Origin of the sequence: Bradyrhizobium sp. Pha-3 (assembly GCF_042258615.1) — a bacterium.
Taxonomy (GTDB): domain Bacteria; phylum Pseudomonadota; class Alphaproteobacteria; order Rhizobiales; family Xanthobacteraceae; genus Bradyrhizobium.
Window position 1 is genome coordinate 5,134,555 of record NZ_CP170152.1, and the last position, 16,922, is coordinate 5,151,476.

General features: G+C 64.6%; 17 protein-coding genes. 14 read left to right on the forward strand and 3 right to left on the reverse strand.

Annotation, left to right across the window (positions count from 1 at the left end):
* Window positions 1-11 precede the first annotated feature (11 nt).
* Together ACE10Z_RS24530 and ACE10Z_RS24535 are read left to right on the forward strand one after the other, a co-directional pair.
* The gene (locus ACE10Z_RS24530) at window positions 12-1,199 is read left to right on the forward strand and encodes an acyl-CoA dehydrogenase family protein (RefSeq protein WP_375783063.1); all 1,188 of its coding nucleotides are present in this window, start codon (window positions 12-14) and stop codon (window positions 1,197-1,199) included.
* 122 nt (window positions 1,200-1,321) lie between these two features.
* The gene (locus ACE10Z_RS24535; RefSeq protein ID WP_375783064.1) at window positions 1,322-1,723 is read left to right on the forward strand and encodes a VOC family protein; all 402 of its coding nucleotides are present in this window, start codon (window positions 1,322-1,324) and stop codon (window positions 1,721-1,723) included.
* 378 nt (window positions 1,724-2,101) lie between these two features.
* Here the strand turns inward: ACE10Z_RS24535 and ACE10Z_RS24540 are convergent, their stop codons facing one another.
* Entirely contained in the window at window positions 2,102-2,848 is a 747-nt protein-coding gene (locus ACE10Z_RS24540) for a Spy/CpxP family protein refolding chaperone (protein ID WP_375783065.1), read from the reverse strand.
* Between the two features lie 453 nt (window positions 2,849-3,301).
* Here ACE10Z_RS24540 and ACE10Z_RS24545 point away from each other — a divergent pair, with 453 nt between their 5' ends.
* From ACE10Z_RS24545 to ACE10Z_RS24585, 9 genes are all read left to right on the forward strand, one after another.
* The gene (locus tag ACE10Z_RS24545; protein ID WP_375783066.1) at window positions 3,302-4,642 is read left to right on the forward strand and encodes an ABC transporter substrate-binding protein; all 1,341 of its coding nucleotides are present in this window, start codon (window positions 3,302-3,304) and stop codon (window positions 4,640-4,642) included.
* A 117-nt stretch (window positions 4,643-4,759) separates the two neighbouring features.
* Entirely contained in the window at window positions 4,760-5,698 is a 939-nt protein-coding gene (locus ACE10Z_RS24550; protein WP_375783067.1) for a carbohydrate ABC transporter permease, read from the forward strand.
* A complete protein-coding gene (locus ACE10Z_RS24555) occupies window positions 5,698-6,609 on the forward strand; it encodes a carbohydrate ABC transporter permease (protein ID WP_375783068.1) in 912 nt (303 codons plus the stop codon). Before ACE10Z_RS24550 ends, ACE10Z_RS24555 begins: the two co-directional genes overlap by 1 nt.
* Window positions 6,610-6,629: 20 nt before the next feature.
* Window positions 6,630-7,730, forward strand: coding sequence for an ABC transporter ATP-binding protein (locus tag ACE10Z_RS24560; protein WP_375783069.1), 1,101 nt, complete (start codon window positions 6,630-6,632; stop codon window positions 7,728-7,730).
* A 29-nt stretch (window positions 7,731-7,759) separates the two neighbouring features.
* Window positions 7,760-8,749 (forward strand): hydroxyacid dehydrogenase, encoded by a 990-nt coding sequence (locus tag ACE10Z_RS24565; RefSeq protein WP_375783070.1) that lies wholly within the window; start codon window positions 7,760-7,762, stop codon window positions 8,747-8,749.
* Between the two features lie 71 nt (window positions 8,750-8,820).
* Window positions 8,821-10,245 carry an amidase gene (locus tag ACE10Z_RS24570; protein WP_375783071.1) on the forward strand — a complete coding sequence of 475 codons (1,425 nt, stop codon included), beginning with the start codon at window positions 8,821-8,823 and terminating at the stop codon, window positions 10,243-10,245.
* 91 nt (window positions 10,246-10,336) lie between these two features.
* Window positions 10,337-10,993 carry a hypothetical protein gene (locus ACE10Z_RS24575; protein ID WP_375783072.1) on the forward strand — a complete coding sequence of 219 codons (657 nt, stop codon included), beginning with the start codon at window positions 10,337-10,339 and terminating at the stop codon, window positions 10,991-10,993.
* A 51-nt stretch (window positions 10,994-11,044) separates the two neighbouring features.
* Complete coding sequence (locus tag ACE10Z_RS24580; RefSeq protein WP_375783073.1) at window positions 11,045-11,818, forward strand: transporter substrate-binding domain-containing protein; 774 nt, start codon at window positions 11,045-11,047, stop codon at window positions 11,816-11,818.
* Window positions 11,819-12,004: 186 nt separating this feature from the next.
* Window positions 12,005-12,745 carry a DUF2147 domain-containing protein gene (locus tag ACE10Z_RS24585; protein ID WP_375783074.1) on the forward strand — a complete coding sequence of 247 codons (741 nt, stop codon included), beginning with the start codon at window positions 12,005-12,007 and terminating at the stop codon, window positions 12,743-12,745.
* A 162-nt stretch (window positions 12,746-12,907) separates the two neighbouring features.
* Here ACE10Z_RS24585 and ACE10Z_RS24590 read toward each other — a convergent pair whose 3' ends face one another.
* Together ACE10Z_RS24590 and ACE10Z_RS24595 are read right to left on the reverse strand one after the other, a co-directional pair.
* Window positions 12,908-13,312 carry a cupin domain-containing protein gene (locus tag ACE10Z_RS24590; RefSeq protein ID WP_375783075.1) on the reverse strand — a complete coding sequence of 135 codons (405 nt, stop codon included), beginning with the start codon at window positions 13,310-13,312 and terminating at the stop codon, window positions 12,908-12,910.
* A gap of 23 nt (window positions 13,313-13,335) precedes the next feature.
* A complete protein-coding gene (locus ACE10Z_RS24595; RefSeq protein WP_375783076.1) occupies window positions 13,336-14,034 on the reverse strand; it encodes a ribonuclease activity regulator RraA in 699 nt (232 codons plus the stop codon).
* Between the two features lie 213 nt (window positions 14,035-14,247).
* Here ACE10Z_RS24595 and pxpB point away from each other — a divergent pair, with 213 nt between their 5' ends.
* Genes pxpB through ACE10Z_RS24610 form a run of 3 tightly spaced genes read left to right on the forward strand, consistent with a single transcriptional unit; the run spans window position 14,248 to window position 16,816 of the window.
* Entirely contained in the window at window positions 14,248-14,979 is a 732-nt protein-coding gene (pxpB, locus tag ACE10Z_RS24600; protein ID WP_375783077.1) for a 5-oxoprolinase subunit PxpB, read from the forward strand.
* Window positions 14,976-16,010: a biotin-dependent carboxyltransferase family protein gene (locus ACE10Z_RS24605; RefSeq protein ID WP_375783078.1), complete on the forward strand. Its 1,035-nt coding sequence runs from the start codon at window positions 14,976-14,978 to the stop codon at window positions 16,008-16,010. Before pxpB ends, ACE10Z_RS24605 begins: the two co-directional genes overlap by 4 nt.
* Before the next feature lie 32 nt (window positions 16,011-16,042).
* On the forward strand, window positions 16,043-16,816 hold the full coding sequence (locus ACE10Z_RS24610; RefSeq protein WP_092114433.1) for a LamB/YcsF family protein: 774 nt from the start codon (window positions 16,043-16,045) through the stop codon (window positions 16,814-16,816).
* The last annotated feature ends 106 nt before the right edge of the window (window positions 16,817-16,922 follow it).

Below are 16,922 nucleotides of genomic sequence, written 5' to 3' on the forward strand. Positions count from 1 at the left end.
GGGAGGCCAACATGAGCGCGATTTCTGCCGATCTTGCCGGCGATCGCGAGGTGGTCGCCCGCGCCGACGCGGTCAGGGACGCGGTTGCGGCCGCCTCCGACCAGATCGAAGCGACGCGCCGCCTGCCGCCCGATCTGCTCGACCGGCTGCATGAGGCGCGGCTGTTCCGCCTGCTGTTGCCGCGTTCGACCAACGGGATCGAGACCGATCCCGTCACCTTCTTCCATGTCATCGAGACCATCGCCAAGGCCGATGCCTCGACGGCGTGGTGCCTCAGCCAGGCCGGCGGCTGTGCGATGTCGGCGGCCTATCTCGACCTGCCGGTCGCGCAAGAGATGTTTGGCGACCCGCGCGCCGTGCTCGCCTGGGGACCCGGCCCGAAGGTCAAGGCGGTCGAGTGCGCGGGCGGCTACCGCGTCACCGGGGTCTGGTCGTTTGCCTCCGGTGGGCGGCACGCCACCTGGCTCGGCGCCCACTGCCCGGTCTATGCCGCGGACGGCTCGCCGCGCCGCGACGCCAATGGCGAGCAGGTCGAGCGCACCATGCTGGTGCGGACCGAAGACGTCGAATGGACCGACATCTGGAACACGGTCGGGCTGCGCGGCACGGCCAGCGACCAGTTCGCGCTGAACGACGTCTTCGTCCGCTCGGACCATTCGATCACCCGCGAATTCGATCGCGAATGCCGCGAGAATGGTCCGCTGTACCGGATGAGCAACCACACCTGCTACCAGGTCGGCTTCGCCGGGGTTGCCTGCGGCATCGCCCGCAGTGCGCTGGACAATTTCATCGACGTCGCCCGCAACAAGGTGCCGCGCGGCATGAAGAAGACGCTGCGCGACAATGCCGTGGTGCAATCCGGCCTCGCCCAGGCCGAGGTCAATCTGTGCGCCGCCCGCGGCTTCCTGCTGCAGTCGATGGCCGATATCTGGCAGGACCTGGTTGCCGGCCACAGCATCACGGTCGCACAGCGCATGACGATCCGGATGGCGGCAACGCACGCCATCCACAAGGCGCGGGAAGCCGTCGACTTCGCCTACAACACGGCCGGCGCCACCGCGATCTTCGACGGCCATCCGCTGGAACGGCGCTTCCGCGACATCCACACCGTGACCCAGCAATTGCAGGGCCGCCTCAGCCATTTCGAGACCGTCGGCGCCTGGATGCTGGGCGTCGATGCCGACCTCAGTTTCGTCTAGAGCCTCGGTCCGATTGAATCGGACCGAGGCTCTAGATTCTTGTTTTGACGCATTTTCTTCACGCGAACCGGTACCCACTTCGCTCGAAAACGCTCTAATCTGAATTCTCAAGGAGAAGAACCATGCCATTGGGCGGACTACAGCATTACACCATCGAGCCACAGGACCTCGAGCGCACCAAGGCTTTCTATTGCGATGTGCTCGGGCTCGAGAATGGCGATCGCCCGCCGCTCGATTTCCCCGGCTACTGGCTCTATTCCGGCGGCCAGGCCACCGTCCATTTAATGGGCACCCGCAAGCCGCGCGACGGCATCGTGGTGCGCGGCACCGAGAAGAAATATGAAGACACCGGCCGGCTCGATCATATTGCCTTCGCCGCCACCGACGTCGACGCCGTGCGCAAGCGCCTGCAGTCGAACAACGTCAGCTTTCGTGAGCAGATCGTGCCGCGCACCGGCGACACCCAGATCTTCCTTTACGATCCCGACGGCGTCGGTGTGGAGCTGAACTTCCCGAAGAGCTGAACCGGTCTTCGCCGGATTTTGCCCCCTGCTCAACAATTGGCCGGCGCATATGCCGGCCTTTTTTCATGTCAGCAAGGCGGTTCCTGACAAGGCCCTGACTCGGCCATCACTCGGGCGTGATCCGGTCCGTTTTTCTTCAACATTGAATGACGAATTAGCCGGGCCGCGCCGCTGCGGCAGAATAGCCGGGTGCTGCGCCTTTAACCTACCCCAGGGCATGGTGGCCCGGCTATTCGTCCCCACTTCACCTCGACAGGTCCTCAGACCGTCTTCAAGCGAACCTTGTCCCGCACTTGATGCGGGATGGATACCGGTTCGCGTAACGAAAGCGCGTCAGATCAAGAGCCCCGTTCCGATTCGACCGGAACGGAAATGGCGCTAGTCGAGCCCGCGTTCGCGGCTGAGGCGGACCATCTCGTTGATGAAGATTTGTTTCTGCTTGTCGTCGAGGCCCGCATAGAGCGGCTCGGCGGCGTCGGCGACGCCGCGCTGATCGACTGCGCGGTCATTGAGGAACTGGGCCTCGTTGCGCATCTGCTCGATAATGTCGTCGGGCGGATCGCGCTGCGCACGCGCAATGCGCAAGTTGAGCCGGTCGGCGCCATTGTGGCCGAGATAATGCATCGCACTGTTGAAACCGGCCCAATTCTTCTCCTGCTCAGGCGTCAGGTTGAGCTCCTTCTTGATCCGCTCGATGTTGGCGTCGCTGTTGGCGACGATCTGTTCGGCCGTGAGCTGCGGTGCGCCAGCCTGGGTCAGCACGGTCGGCGCTTGTTTTGCACCCTTGTCCCTGGCGGCGGCCTTGGCCGATTTGGCGGCTTTGGCGCCCTGCTTGTCACCGGACGCCGGAGCCTGTGCGTTCTTGCCGCTGCCGGCATTGGCGTTGTTGTTGCCGGTCAGCACCCCGGTCACGCCGGTCACCACCCCGACAACGCCGCCGATTGCTCCGCCCAGAACGCCGCCAACCGGTCCGGCGGCTTTGTTGCCTTCGCGCGCGCCGTTTTCGACGCCCTGCACGATCTGCGCATCGACCATATGAGGCACCACAAGCAGGGTGACGGCGGCGGCCCCAACCGCAACGCACAATCTCCATTGTGCTCGCAGCTTCGCTACCGGGATGAGCATGATCGGGTCTCCGTGATCGATGGTGGATTGCAGGACTGACGCGGCGGGCAGGTTCGACGATCCGGACTTTATCGTTTCCGGCTTCGGCAAGTCTATCGGTCGCGCTGGCCATCAACATGACGGAACACGGCTCGATCAGGCCTGGCCGGAAGCCTGCGGCTCAACCGCGCACCGTCCGCGAGCATCGCTATGCCAGCCTCCGCGTGCGTCGCAGCATGATCACCGAAAGCGCGGCAAACCACCGGCAACTGCTATGATGCCGATGACACTGCCTGCGATTTGACCTCAACGTTAGTACTACTTGGCACAGGCATCTCGTTTCTCGACAGCAGCCGGCAATTCTGTTCTGATCAGTGTGAATGAAATCCCGCGACGTCGCGCGAACGCGACGCACAAAAACAACAACGGGATTCAAAAAGCCTTTTGTCCGTCGGCTACCAGGGAGGGAATGCCATGTCACGGAAGAAGCTTTCGCGCCGCGAATTCGTCGCAGCGACAGCGCTGTCATCGGCGGCGCTCATTACAGCCCCCTACGTGCGTGGCGCCTACGCTGCCGGAAAGCTCTCGATGGGCTTCTGGGATCACTGGGTGCCGGGCGCGAACAGTGCCTCCACCGAGCTCGTCAATGAATGGGCCGCCAAGGAAAAGGTCGAGGTCCAGCTCGACTACATCACCAGCCAGGGCAACAAGAACATCGTCACCATCGCCGCCGAGGCGCAGGCGAAATCCGGTCACGATATCTTCCAGATGCCGACCTGGTGGCCACAATCCAATGCCGAACTGCTCGAGCCGGTCAACGACATCATGGACCCGCTCATCAAGCTGAACGGCGACGTCAACGGCACGGTGAAGTATCTCGGCCAGGCCGACGGCAAATGGCTCGGCGTTCCCGCCAGTGTCGGCAGCCAGATCAAGGGTCCCTGCTCGCGAATCGACCTGATGAAGAAGTACGCCAACATCGACGTCCAGGAGATGTATCCGGCCGGAAGCCCGCCGAAGGCGGACAACTGGACGCTCGATACGTTCCTCAAGGCGGCCGAAGCCTGCCACAAGGCCGGCTTCCCGTTCGGCATCGGTCTCGGCGAGACCAGCGACAATGTCGACACCGCCGGCGCCATCTTCCAGTCGTTCGGCGCGCAGCTGGTCGACGCCAAGGGCAACCTCACCGTCAAGACCGACGCGGTGCGCCAGTCGCTCGAATTCTACAAGAAGCTGCTGGCGTTCCTGCCGCCCGACGTTGCCGCATGGGACGATGCCTCCAACAACAAGTGGCTGGTCGCCGGCAAGGGCGCGATGATCATGAACCCGCCGAGCGCCTGGGCGGTCGCCAAGCGCGATGCGCCGCAAGTCGCGGAGCAATGCTGGACCCACGGGTTCCCGGCCGGGCCGAAGGGACGCTTCGCGCCCTATCTGCCGTTCTTCTGGTCGATCTGGTCGTTCTCGAAGAACAAGGAAGCCGCCAAGAGCCTGCTGTCGTTCCTGTCGCAGCCCGCATCGATCGAGAAGATGGTGGTCGCGAGCGGCGGCTACGACCTGCCGGCCTATGAGAAGCTCACGACGTTGAAGGTCTGGGAAGAGCAAGGGCCGCCGAAGGGCACGCTCTATCACTATCCGAACCCCTACAAGCACCAGACGCTGTCGATCGCGGCCTCGCCCGCGCCGCCCAAGGTCGCGCAGCAGATCTACTTCCAGGCTACCCTGACCAAGATGTGCCTGCGCTACTACCAGGGTGAAGGCATGGAAAAGACACTCGCCTGGGCCGAAGGCGAGTGCGAAGGCTTCATGCGAAGCTGACGAACGGACGAGCTCGCGCGCGGCCGCCGATCGTGCTGGCCGCGCGAGGTCTCGCCATTATAGCCCAACCGCCGAACCGGCGAGCCGTGCAACCGACCCGCGCGAGGAACCTGCGTAATGGTTGATGTCGCATTCCAATCCAGCCGCACAGCTGCGGCCCAGGCAGGGCGAAGGCGCATCGGCCTGCGCAACGCGCTGCGGCGTAAGTCGATGGCCGCGTTCCTGATGACGTTGCCGCTGATCCTCCTGATCGCGGTTCTCGTGCTCTACCCGGCTCTCTACTCGCTGCACCTGGCGACGCTGAACAAGGCGATGACGAAGTTCGTCGGCTTCGGCAATTTCGAGTTCCTGTTCAAGCGCGAAACCTTCTGGCTGGTGGTCAAGCAATCCTGCATTTTCGCGATCTCGGCGGTGGTCTTCAAGGCGCTGATCGGTTTCATCGTCGCGCATTTCGTGCACAACGTCCCCGCCAACAAGCAGCGCAAATGGCGTGGCATGCTGCTGGTGCCATGGGTGATCCCGCCGGCCATGAGCACGCTGGCCTGGCTATGGTTGTTCGACCCGTCCTACAGCGCCTTCAACTACACGCTTTCGTTCTTCGGCCTCGGCCCGATCCCGTGGACCGGCGACGCCATGTGGGCGCGCTTCTCGGTGATCCTGGTCAACGTCTGGTACGGCGCGCCGTTCTTCATGATCATGTATCTGGCCGCGCTGAAATCGGTGCCCGAGCAGCTCTATGAAGCAGCCGCGATCGACGGCGCCAATTGGTGGCAGCGGATCTGGTACGTGACCCTGCCGATGATGCGCAACATCATTGCGATCACGACGCTGTTCTCGCTGATCGTGACCTTCGCCAATTTCGACATCGTGCGCATCCTGACCGCAGGCGGGCCGCTCGACCACACCCACATCTTCGCCACCTGGGCGTTCCGCGTCGGCATCGAGGGCAGCGACATTCCGCTCGGCGCCAGCGTCTCGCTGTTCATGGTGCCGATTCTCGCGATCGCGGCGATCTTCATCCTGCGCGATATCACCAAACGCGGGAATGAATCCTGATGAGCACAGTGACGATCGACAAGTCGGGGCCGACCCGCAAGATCAAGTACGGCAGCATGAGTCGCGACCGGACCTGGGCGCTGCGCTGGTCCTACTTCTTCCTGACGCTGTTTGCGATCTTCTCGCTGGTGCCGCCGTTCTACATGCTGATCACCTCCCTGAAGGGCAGCGCGGAGATCTCGGCGGCGACCAATCCGTGGTGGGTGTATCACCCGACATTCGAGAACTACATCCAGCTGTTGACCTCGAACGAGTTCCTGCGCTTCTTCTGGAATTCGGCCTGGGTGTCGATCATCGTCGTCACCATCACGATGCTGATCAGCGTGCCGGCGGCCTTTGCGCTGGCGCGGATGAAGTTCTGGGGTTCGGCGACGCTCGCGACCGGGGTGTTCCTCACCTATCTCATTCCGGACAGCCTGCTGTTCATCCCGCTGTTCAAGATGTTTGCCGTGTTCGGCGACTGGACCGGCATCCAGCTGGTCAATCGCTGGTATGTGCTGCTGTTCATCTACCCGACACTGACGGTGCCGTTCTGCACCTGGATCATGATCGGCTATTTCGCCTCGATCCCGAAGGAGCTCGACGAAGCCGCAATCATCGACGGTGCGAGCTGGTTCCAGACCCTGACCCGGATCTTCATCCCGGTCGCCCTGCCCGGCCTGATCGCGGCGACGATCTTCGCCTTCACCGTCTCCTGGGCCCAGTTCCTTTATCCCCTGGTGTTCACCACCTCGACCGATCAGCTGGTGCTGCCGGTCGGCATCATCACGACCCTGATCAAGGGTGACGTCTTCAACTGGGGGCAGATCATGACCGGCGCCCTGCTCGGCGCCGCGCCGCCGCTGATCATCTACGCTTTCCTGATGGACTACTACATTGCCGGCCTGACCGCCGGTGCGACAAAGGGCTGAACGCGACAAAGGTAGGATTCATGGCCGACGTGAGTTTGCGCAAGGTGGTGAAACGTTACGACGAGGTCGAGGCGGTGCGCGGCATCGACCTCGACATCGCCGACCATGAGTTCGTGGTGCTGGTCGGGCCGAGCGGCTGCGGCAAGTCGACGACGCTGCGGATGATCGCCGGCCTCGAGGACATCTCCGACGGCGATATCATGATCGGCGGCGATGTCGTCAACGACGTGCCGCCGAAGGACCGCGACATCGCGATGGTGTTCCAGAACTACGCGCTGTATCCGCACATGACCGTCGCCGAGAACATGTCGTTCGGGCTGCGGCTGAAGCACTACCCCAAGGCCGAGATCAAGAGCCGGGTGACGGAAGCCGCCAGGATGCTCGACATCACCGACCTGATCGACCGCAAGCCGAAGCAGCTCTCGGGCGGCCAGCGCCAGCGCGTCGCGATGGGGCGCGCGATCGTGCGCAACCCGAAGGTGTTCCTGTTCGACGAGCCGCTGTCCAATCTTGATGCCAAGCTGCGCGTGCAGATGCGGATCGAGATCAAGAAGGTGCACCAGAAGGTTCGCACCACGACCGTCTACGTCACCCACGACCAGGTCGAGGCGATGACGCTGGCCGACCGCGTGGTGGTGATGAACCACGGCAAGATCGAGCAGATCGGCACGCCCAACGAGCTCTATCACAAGCCGGCGACCCGGTTCGTCGCAAGCTTCATCGGCTCGCCCGCGATGAATTTCGTGCCGTGCCGACTCGAGGACGTCGGCGGAAGGCTCAACGTGCGGCTGACCGATCGCCTCTCCTTCCCGCTGCCGCCGGCGCGCGCCGCCCGCTACCAGGCGCTTTCCCGCACCGACAAGCTGCTGCTGGGTCTGCGGCCCGAGCATGTCATGGAGGCGCGGCCGCATGCCGAGCCCGGCATCGAGCCGTTCGATGCGGTGCTCGACGTTACCGAGCCGATGGGCATGGAGACACTGGTCTACTTCACGCTCGAGGGCTCCCAGCTCTGCGGCCGGGTCAATCCCAATGCCGGCGCGCAGGATGGCAGCCCGCTCCGATTGGCTGTGGACCTCAACAATATGCATTTGCTAAACGAGGTGACCGGCGCCGTGCTTTGACGGCGCACAAGAAACCTCAAGGGCAGGAAATGGCTACCAACAAGAAGAAGATTTTCATCACCCAGACTTTGTCGCCGGGGGCACGGGTCCTCCTCAATGAACGGGATGATGTAGAACTCGTCGAATTTCCCAACCTGATCTCGGCCAGGGACTTCCAGGCGATGCTGGAGCAGCATGCGCCGGTCCATGGCGTGGCGCTCGGCGCGACCCGTTTCGGCGAGGCGGAGCTGGAGGCGTCCAAGGGCATGTTGGTGGTGACCCGGATCGGGGTCGGTTACGACGCGGTCGACGTTCCGGCGCTGTCCCGCCGCAAGGTGCCGCTGATGGTCGCAGGCACCGCGAACTCGCCGTCGGTCGCAGAGCACGCCCTGTTCATGATGCTGACGCTGGCCAAGCGCGCGCAGGAAATGCACGCGATGGTCAAGGAAGGCACCTGGGCGAGCCGGCTCGGCGTGCTGCCGTTCGACCTCTACGGCAAGACCGTCCTGATCGTCGGCTTCGGCCGCATCGGAACCCGCACCGCCAAGCGCTGCCTCGCGATGGAAATGAACGTGCTGGTCTACGATCCCTACAAGGCGGCCGACGAGATCACCGCGGCCGGCTGCGAGGCGGTGCCGAGCCTCGAAGGGGCGCTGCCGCGGGCTGATTTCGTCACGATCCATTGCCCGAAGTCGCCCGAGACGGTCGGCCTGTTCAACGCCGCGCGGATCCGCCTGATGAAGCCGACCGCCTATCTCATCAACACCGCCCGCGGCGGCATCGTGGACGAGAAGGCGCTGCACGACGCGCTGGTGTCGGGCAAGCTCGCCGGCGCCGGCCTCGACGTGTTCGAGGTCGAGCCTCCGCCGGTCGGCCAGCCCCTGCACGCTTTGCCAAACGTGATCATGGCACCGCATGTCGCCGGCGTGACCGTCGAGGCCGTCGATCGCATGAGCGAGCAGACCGCGCGCAATATCCTGAGCGTGCTGGACGGCAATCCGCTGCGCCAGAACGTGATCAATCAGGACGTCCTCGGCTGAGCTTTCAGCCCCTTCCTCGTTTGCGCCGCGGCCGATCCCGCGAGGTCGGCCCGGCGATGCGGAGCATGCACATGGCTTTCAAGGAATTCGGCAACTACGATGCGGTCGGTCTTGCCGAGCTCGTCCGCAAGAAGGACGTCACGCCAAAGGAACTGCTCGACGAGGCGATTGCGCGCACCGCCGCCGTCGATCCTGACATCAACGCGGTCGTCGTCAAGCACTACGACTACGCCGAGCGCCAGATCGCCAAGGGATTGCCTGACGGCCCCTTCACCGGCGTACCGTTCCTGCTGAAGGATCTCGACCTGCTCGAGGGTACCCGCACCACGTCGGGCGCCAGCCTGCTGAAGGACTTCGTCGCCGACCACAATAGCACGCTGACGCAGCGCTTCCTCGATGCGGGTCTTGCGATCTTCGGCAAGAGCGCGAGCCCGGAATTCGGCCTGATGCCGACGACGGAATCGCGCTTGTTCGGCCCGACCCGCAATCCCTGGAATCTCGACCATTCCTCCGGCGGCTCGTCCGGCGGCGCGGGGGCTGCGGTCGCCGCGCGCATCCTGCCCGTTGCGCATGCCAGCGACGGCGGCGGCTCGATCCGGATCCCCGCCTCCGCCTCCGGCGTGTTCGGCATGAAGCCGACGCGCGCCCGCAACCCGTGCGGTCCCGATCGCGGTGAAGGCTGGGGCGGCTTCTCCGTCGGCCATGTGCTGAGCATTACAGTCCGCGACAGCGCGGTCATGATGGATGCGATCCATGGTCCGGAGCCGTCGAGCCTCTATGTCGCGCCGCCGCCGGAACGGCCGTTTTCCCAGGAGGTCGGCCGCGACCCCGGCCATTTGCGCATCAGCTTCACCGACAAGTCGCCCTATGGCGATCCGATCGATCCCGAGATCGCCGCGGCAGTTCGCGACATCGCCAAGCTGCTGGCGGGCCTCGGCCATCATGTCGAGGAGCGCGCTCCGCCGCTTGCCGCCGATCCCGCCGCGGTCATGACGACCATCGTCGGCGGCAACACGGCGCTGACCATCCGCCTGCTCGAGCAGCGCGTCGGGCGCACGCTGACGTCGGACGATGTCGAGCGGCTGACGCTCGCCAGCGGCCAGAACTCGGTCAAGATGACCCCGGCGGACTACGTCGCCGCACAGCTTGCGGCGTTCCAGATCTCGCGCGGGCTCGCGACCTTCTTCGAGGGCTGCGACATCTTCCTCAGCCCGACGCTGTGCGCGCCGCCGCTTCGCATTAGCGAGCTGAACACGATGTCCGAGGACCTGAGCCACATCGCGCCGGTGCTGCGCCGCTACATGCCCGGCACCTCGATGTTCAACATGTCCGGGCAGCCGGCAATGTCGGTGCCGCTGGCCTGGAACAAGGCCGGTCTGCCGCTCGGCATGATGTTCGCGGCCAAGCTTGGCGAGGAAGGACTGCTGTTCCGCCTGGCCGGCCAGCTCGAACAGGCTCGTCCCTGGAAGGACCGGCATCCGCCGGTCTGCGCCTAGCTTAATCGGACGCGACAAAGGGCAGTCCAATCAGGTAGATAGGAAGGGCGCCGGCACGATCCCGCCGGCGTCATGCCTGGGAGACCGAACCGTGAGTGACCCGACCGACAATGCGCTCGCCGCCATCGCGAGCATTCTCGATCAGACGACGACGCCTCCCGAGAAGTCCAAGTCATCTGACAACAAGTCGTCCGACAAGACCGCGGACAAGGCATCCGAGCCTGCCGAGGAGCCGCCGGTCTCGATAGCGATGCCGCCGCCCCTGCCATCATCCGTCGAGGTCGTCACCGTCGAGACGGTAACCATCAAGACCGTGTCCGTGGAGACCGTGCCTGCCGAGCCGCCGATGGTCGAGCCGCCGATCGAAGAACCCGAGCTACTGGTCGAACAGTCTGAGCCGAGCGAGACCGAGGTGAGCGAACCCGAGCCGAGCGAGCCGGAGCCCGAGCCTATCCTGCCGCCCCAGCCGATCGAGGCCAATGGCTATTCCAAGTCCGGACCAGGCCCGATGGCCGCGCTGCGCTTCCGCTGGACGGTGCGCGAGGACGGCGCCCAATACTATGTCGACGAGACCGTCGGCGAAGGATCGACTCCGCTGGTCAACGGCCCGATGGACAGGGACGCCGCGATCAAATTCGTCGACGATCGTGAGGCCGAAGCGCGGCGGCGCTTCGAGCATTTCAAGCACGAGATCGCCAGCCGCACGGCGGCCGCCCTCCAGGCGAGCAGGGACCGCCACGAGGCCTGACACGCGACACGTGCTCACGGGCATCGCTAAAAAGCGGATGGAGAAAACTTGATGTTTCGCGTGCTGGCCGGCCTCGCTCTCGCTTTGCTCATTTCTGCCGCGCAAGCGCAGCCGGCGCCGTCCCGGCTCGATGAGATCGTCAAGCGCGGCACGCTGCGCGTCGGCATGACCGGCGACTACTTGCCCTTCACGGCGCTCGACAAGGAGACGAACGCGTTTCGCGGCTTCGACGTCGACATGGCGCAATCGCTCGGCAAGGCGCTCGGCGTCAAGGTCGAGTTCGTGCCGACATCGTGGCCGCAGATGACCAGGGATTTCGAGGCAGACAATTTCGACATCGCGATGGGCGGCGTCTCCATCACTTTCGATCGGCAGAAGAAGGGCCTGTTCTCGACGCCGATCATGCGCGAGGGCAAGACGCCGATCGCACGCTGCGCCGACAAGGGCAAGTTTGAGACGATCGCCGAGATCGACAAGCCCGGCACCCGCGTCATCGTCAATCCCGGCGGCACCAACGAGCGCTTTGCGCGCGCCAACGTGAAGGCCGCCGACATCCGTGTCTTCAACGACAACACCAAAATCTTCGACGAGATCGCCAAGGGTGACGCCGACCTGATGATGACCGACGCGTCCGAGACGCGCTATCAGCAGAAGCTGCATCCCGGCGTGCTCTGCGCCGTGCATCCCGACAAGCCGTTCGACTTCGCGGAAAAGGCCTACTGGATGCAGCGCGACGTCGCGTTGAAGGCGTTTGTCGACCAGTGGCTCCACATCGCGCGCGAAGACGGCAGCTACGCGAAGATCTATGCCGCGTGGTTCGAATAGCCTGCGTCGGGTTTGCTGCTCGCGTGCCGCAAGTTGATGCGTACGGCCTGAAACCAGATCGCAATCCAGTGATTTGAACCTGGGGCGCGAGGACACGACTCATGTTCTGACCGTGATTTGGAGCACGTTCAGCGAGGCGGCCACCAAATAGCCTCGCGAACGGGATTCCCTGCACTGGAGGTCGAGATGAGAAAGCTTCTGGCGATCGCCACGCTGGTGCTGGCGAGCACGGCGACAGCGCAGGCGCAATACACGTTCGATTACGGCGGCCGCACCATTCGCATCGATCCGGATCGCGGAACGGTCTCGATCCCGGGTGTCTATGACAATACCGGCCGCAGCAGCAAGCGCACCAAGCACAGGGACGCCGAGCAGAAGCGCGAAACGGCTCCGAAGGACGCCAAAACGGATTCTCCGTCCATGCCTGCCACGCCGCCTGCGGCCGCTGCCGCACCCTCTCCGCCTGTCGTTGATCAGGCCGCGGCCCCGGCGCCGACAGCAACAACGACAGAGCCCGCGCCGCCAGTTGTGCAGCAAAGCGCGACGCCGGCGGCAAAGCCGGCCTCAGCGCCGACGGTCGGCGCCGTATCGCCTGCGCCCGAGCCGGCAGCGCCCCCCGTGCAAGCCGCCAACTCGCCGCTCGGCGTCTGGTTGACCGAAGAGAAGGAAGGCAAGGTCCGCATCGAGCAATGCGGCGCCAATCTCTGCGGCTACTCGGTCGACAAGAAATCGAACGCCAACGGCGAGCAGGTTCTGATCAACATGAAGCCGGGCAAGGACAAATGGAGCGGCCGCATCTTCGATCCCAACAGCGGCAGCACCTACGATTCCACCATCGCGCTGAAGAGCCCCGACACGCTGCGCGTCCAGGGCTGCGCGTTCGGCGGCATGTTCTGCGGCGGCCAGACCTGGACGCGGGTGAATTGATCCGCGAGGAATCGTAGCCCGGATGGAGCGCAGCGTAATCCGGGGACATCGCCACATGAAACACCGCCCCGGATTGCGCTTCGCTCCATCCGGGCTACGGGTACGAGTTACAAAAAGCCCCGCTCGATGAGCGGGGCTTTTCCGTTGGCTCGCAGCAGCGCCTCAACCGACCTTGCCGTTGTATTCCTCGTCGGTGACGTGCTCCATCCAGGTCGAATAGACGCCGTCGAGCGCCTCCTGCATGGCGATGTGGGTCATGCTGTTGTCCGGCGAGGCGCCGTGCCAATGCTTCTCGTTCGGCGGGATCCAGACGACATCGCCTGGGCGGATCTCCCGGATCGGACCGCCCTTGGCCTGCACGCGGCCGATGCCTGAGATCACGTACAGCGTCTGTCCGAGCGGATGGGTGTGCCAGGCAGTGCGCGCTCCGGGCTCGAACGACACGCGCGAGGCATTCAGCCGCGCCGGCGCCGGCGCCGTGTTGATCGGGTCCTGCAGCACGCTGCCGGTGAAATTCTCCTTCGGCGCGCGGCGGGTCGGCCGCGAGCCGGAAATGTGGATATCCATGGGGTTACCTCCCTCTCTTGACGTTATTTCTTGGTTGCGGCGTAACGCGCCTTGGTCTCGGCGTTCATCGGATACAGGCCGGGCAACTGGGCGCCATTGTTCACCTCGTTGACGATCCAGGCTTCCATCCGTTCCTGCTCGGGTCCCTCGGCCAACACCTGGTCAAGGAACGCCTGCGGGATCAGCACCGCGCCGTCCTGGTCGGCCACCACCACGTCGTTCGGAAATACGGCAACGCCGCCGCAGCCGATCGGTTCGCCCCAGCCGACGAAGGTCAGGCCTGCAACCGACGGCGGCGCGGCGTAGCCGTCGCACCACACCGGCAGGCCGGTGCCGAGCACGCCCTCGACGTCACGCACCACGCCATCGGTGATCAGCGCCGTCACCCCGCGCTTGACCATGCGGGCGCAGAGGATGTCGCCGAAAATGCCGGCATCGGTGATGCCCATGGCATCGACCACGGCAATGCAGCCAGTCGGCATCGCCTCGATCGCGGTGCGGGTCGAGATCGGCGACGACCAGGATTCCGGCGTCGCCAGATCCTCGCGGGCCGGCACGAAGCGCAGCGTGAAAGCCGGTCCGACCAACCGCTTCTGCCCGGGCTTCAAGGGCTTGGTGCCGCGCATCCAGATGTTGCGCAGGCCCTTCTTGAGCAGGACCGTGGTGATGGTGGCGGTGGACACGTGCGACAGCGTCGCGATCGCTTCGGCGGACAGTGACATCTGGAAAGCTTGCTCCGATGGGAGGAAAAGACCGGCGCATGTTGCCGGGCGAAGGCCCTGCGTCAAGGGCTGCGCGAAAAAGCTCCGATCATCCAAATTTATCGCCGGCATGCCGATTAATTTATTGAAGTTGCTGCATCATTTTGCACGAAGCGAATTCCGTTTTTAATCGAAACACGCTAGCTTGATAGCCTATCCAATCTGCTTGAGCCGATGGCCGAACCCTTAAGTCCTCCCCGCCTTTTGCCGAGTGGCGACAGCGCCATCACGGTGGAATTCAGCCGCACCATCGATGACGCCGCCAACCGGCGGGTGCTCGCGCTCGACCGCGTGATAGCAGCCGAGCCGATCGCCGGTATCACAGAGACCGTGCCGACCTACCGCTCGCTGCTGGTGCATTACGATCCCGTGCAGATCACCTTCGATGCGCTTGGCGAGCAACTGTTGGCGCGCGCCGCCAAGGCACCGCCGACCGAGACCGGAACGCGGCGCTGGCGCATTCCCGTCAGCTATGGCGGCGAGCACGGCATCGATCTGGACGATGTGGCGAAGGCGCTCGGGACCACGCCCGATGAAATCGTCGCGCGCCATGCCGCCGGCGACTATCGCGTCGCCATGATCGGCTTCACGCCCGGCTGGTCCTATCTCAGCGGGCTGGACAAGTCCCTTCATCTGCCCCGGCGCAAGGACCCGCGGCTGCTGACCCCGGCCGGCACCATCTCGATCGGCGGCATCCAGACCGGTGTGCAGTGCCTGGCCGGCCCGAGCGGCTGGCACCTGCTCGGCCGCACCCCGGTGCGAACCTACCAATTGCATCGTGATCCGACCTTCCTGCTGGAGCCGGGCGATGCCGTCACCTTCACGGCGGTGGATGCCAAGACCTTTGCCGAACAGGATCGCGCCGCCGAGGCCGGCGCATTCGTCGCAGAACTGGTGACGCCATGAGCAAGCTCGTCGTCACCTCGATCGGCCCGGCCAGCTCGGTGCAGGACAGCGGACGTCCGGGCTCGCAGCGCTACGGCCTGACGCCGAGCGGCGCGATGGACCGGCTTTCGCTGGCGGCCGCCAATACGCTGGTCGGCAACGAGCCGTTCGCCGCCGCGGTCGAGATCGGCCCGTTCGGCGCCACCTTCACCGCGCGCGGCAGCGCCGTGCGTATCGGGCTCGCCGGCGCATCGCGCAATGCTGACATCGGTGGCCGGCCGGTCGCCTTCGACAGTTCGGCAACCCTCGCCGAAGGTGAGACGCTCAATCTCGGTTTCGCGCGCGGCGGCTCGTTCAGCTATCTCGCGATCGAGCACGGCATCGAGGGCGAGCCGATGTTCGGCAGCCTCGCCGTCAACGCCCGGGCCGGGCTCGGCAGCCCCTACCCGCGCCCGCTGCAAAGCGGCGACGAGTTGGAGACGAGAGCCGCAAGCGCGACCGCCGAGCGCCGCATCGAATTGCCGGCCGCCACCGATGCGCCGATCCGCATCGTGTTCGGCCCGCAGGACGACGAGTTCACCGAGGACAACAAGAAGCAGTTCCTCGACAGCGAGTGGAAGATCTCGGCCACCAGCGACCGCATGGGCTACCGGCTCGAAGGGGCTGTCATCAAGCACCGCGACGGCCACAACATCGTCTCCGACGGCACCGTCAACGGCAGCATCCAGGTGCCCGGCAACGGCCAGCCGATCGTGCTAATGCCGGACCGCGGCACCAGCGGCGGCTATCCGAAGATCGCAACCGTGATCACGGCCGATCTTGGCCGCTTCGCGCAGACCTCCGCCGGCCGGCCGTTCCGCTTCAAGGCTGTGACGATGGCGGAAGCGCAGGCCGAGGCGATCAAGTTCCACGTGCTGCTGCATTCGCTGTCCGACCGCCTTCGCGGAATCGAGGATTTCGGCCTCAACATCGAGGCGCTGCGGGATGCGAATGTCGCGGGTCAGGCCGTCAGCGCCGTCGATGTGTCGACCTGGCAAGTTGCGCTACCCTGAATCAAATACGAACAACAAACGGATCGATCGTCATGACTGCAACCATCGACCTCAACTGCGATCTCGGCGAAAGCTTTGGCCCCTGGGAAATGGGCAATGATGCGGCGATGATCGAACTTGCGACGTCGGTCAACGTCGCCTGCGGCTTCCACGCCGGCGACGCCGACATCATGCGCAAGACGGTCGAACTCGCGAAGGCGCGCGGCGTCAGCGTCGGCGCCCATCCCGGCTACCGCGACCTGCACGGTTTCGGCCGCCGCCCGATGCCGGGGCTGACATCCTCCGAGATCGAGAACCTGATCGCCTATCAGATCGGCGCCTTGCAGGCGATCGCAACCGCGGCCGGCCACAAGGTCACCCATGTGAAGGCACACGGCGCGATCTCCAACGTCGCCTGCGAGGACGACATGACCGCACGCGCGATCGCCAATGCGATCAAGGCGGTGGACCGCAATCTCATCTTCGTGGTGCTTGCCAACTCGAAGCTGGTGCGCGCGGGCGAAGCCGCCAATCTGCGGATGGCGCATGAAGTGTTTGCCGACCGCGCCTATGAGGACGACGGCAATCTGGTGTCGCGCAAGAAGCCCGGCGCGGTGCTGCACGATCCCAAGGCAATCGCCGAGCGTGTGGTGCGGATGGTGCAGGACGGCGCGGTCGTCTCCGTCACCGGCAAGGTGATCAAGATGCAGACCGATACCGTCTGCATCCACGGCGACACCCATGGCGCCGTCGAGATCGCGCGCGGTCTGCGCGAGGCGCTGAGCAAGGCCGGCATCACGGTTGCGCCGTTCAAGACCGCACACTGAGCCGCGAAAACATCGATTGAAAAGGGTCGGCCGTCGCGCCGATTCTTTTAGATTCCGTTAAGAGTCTTCTTAAACCCAAACTTGCCGTTTGATTGCTAGGTGCAGC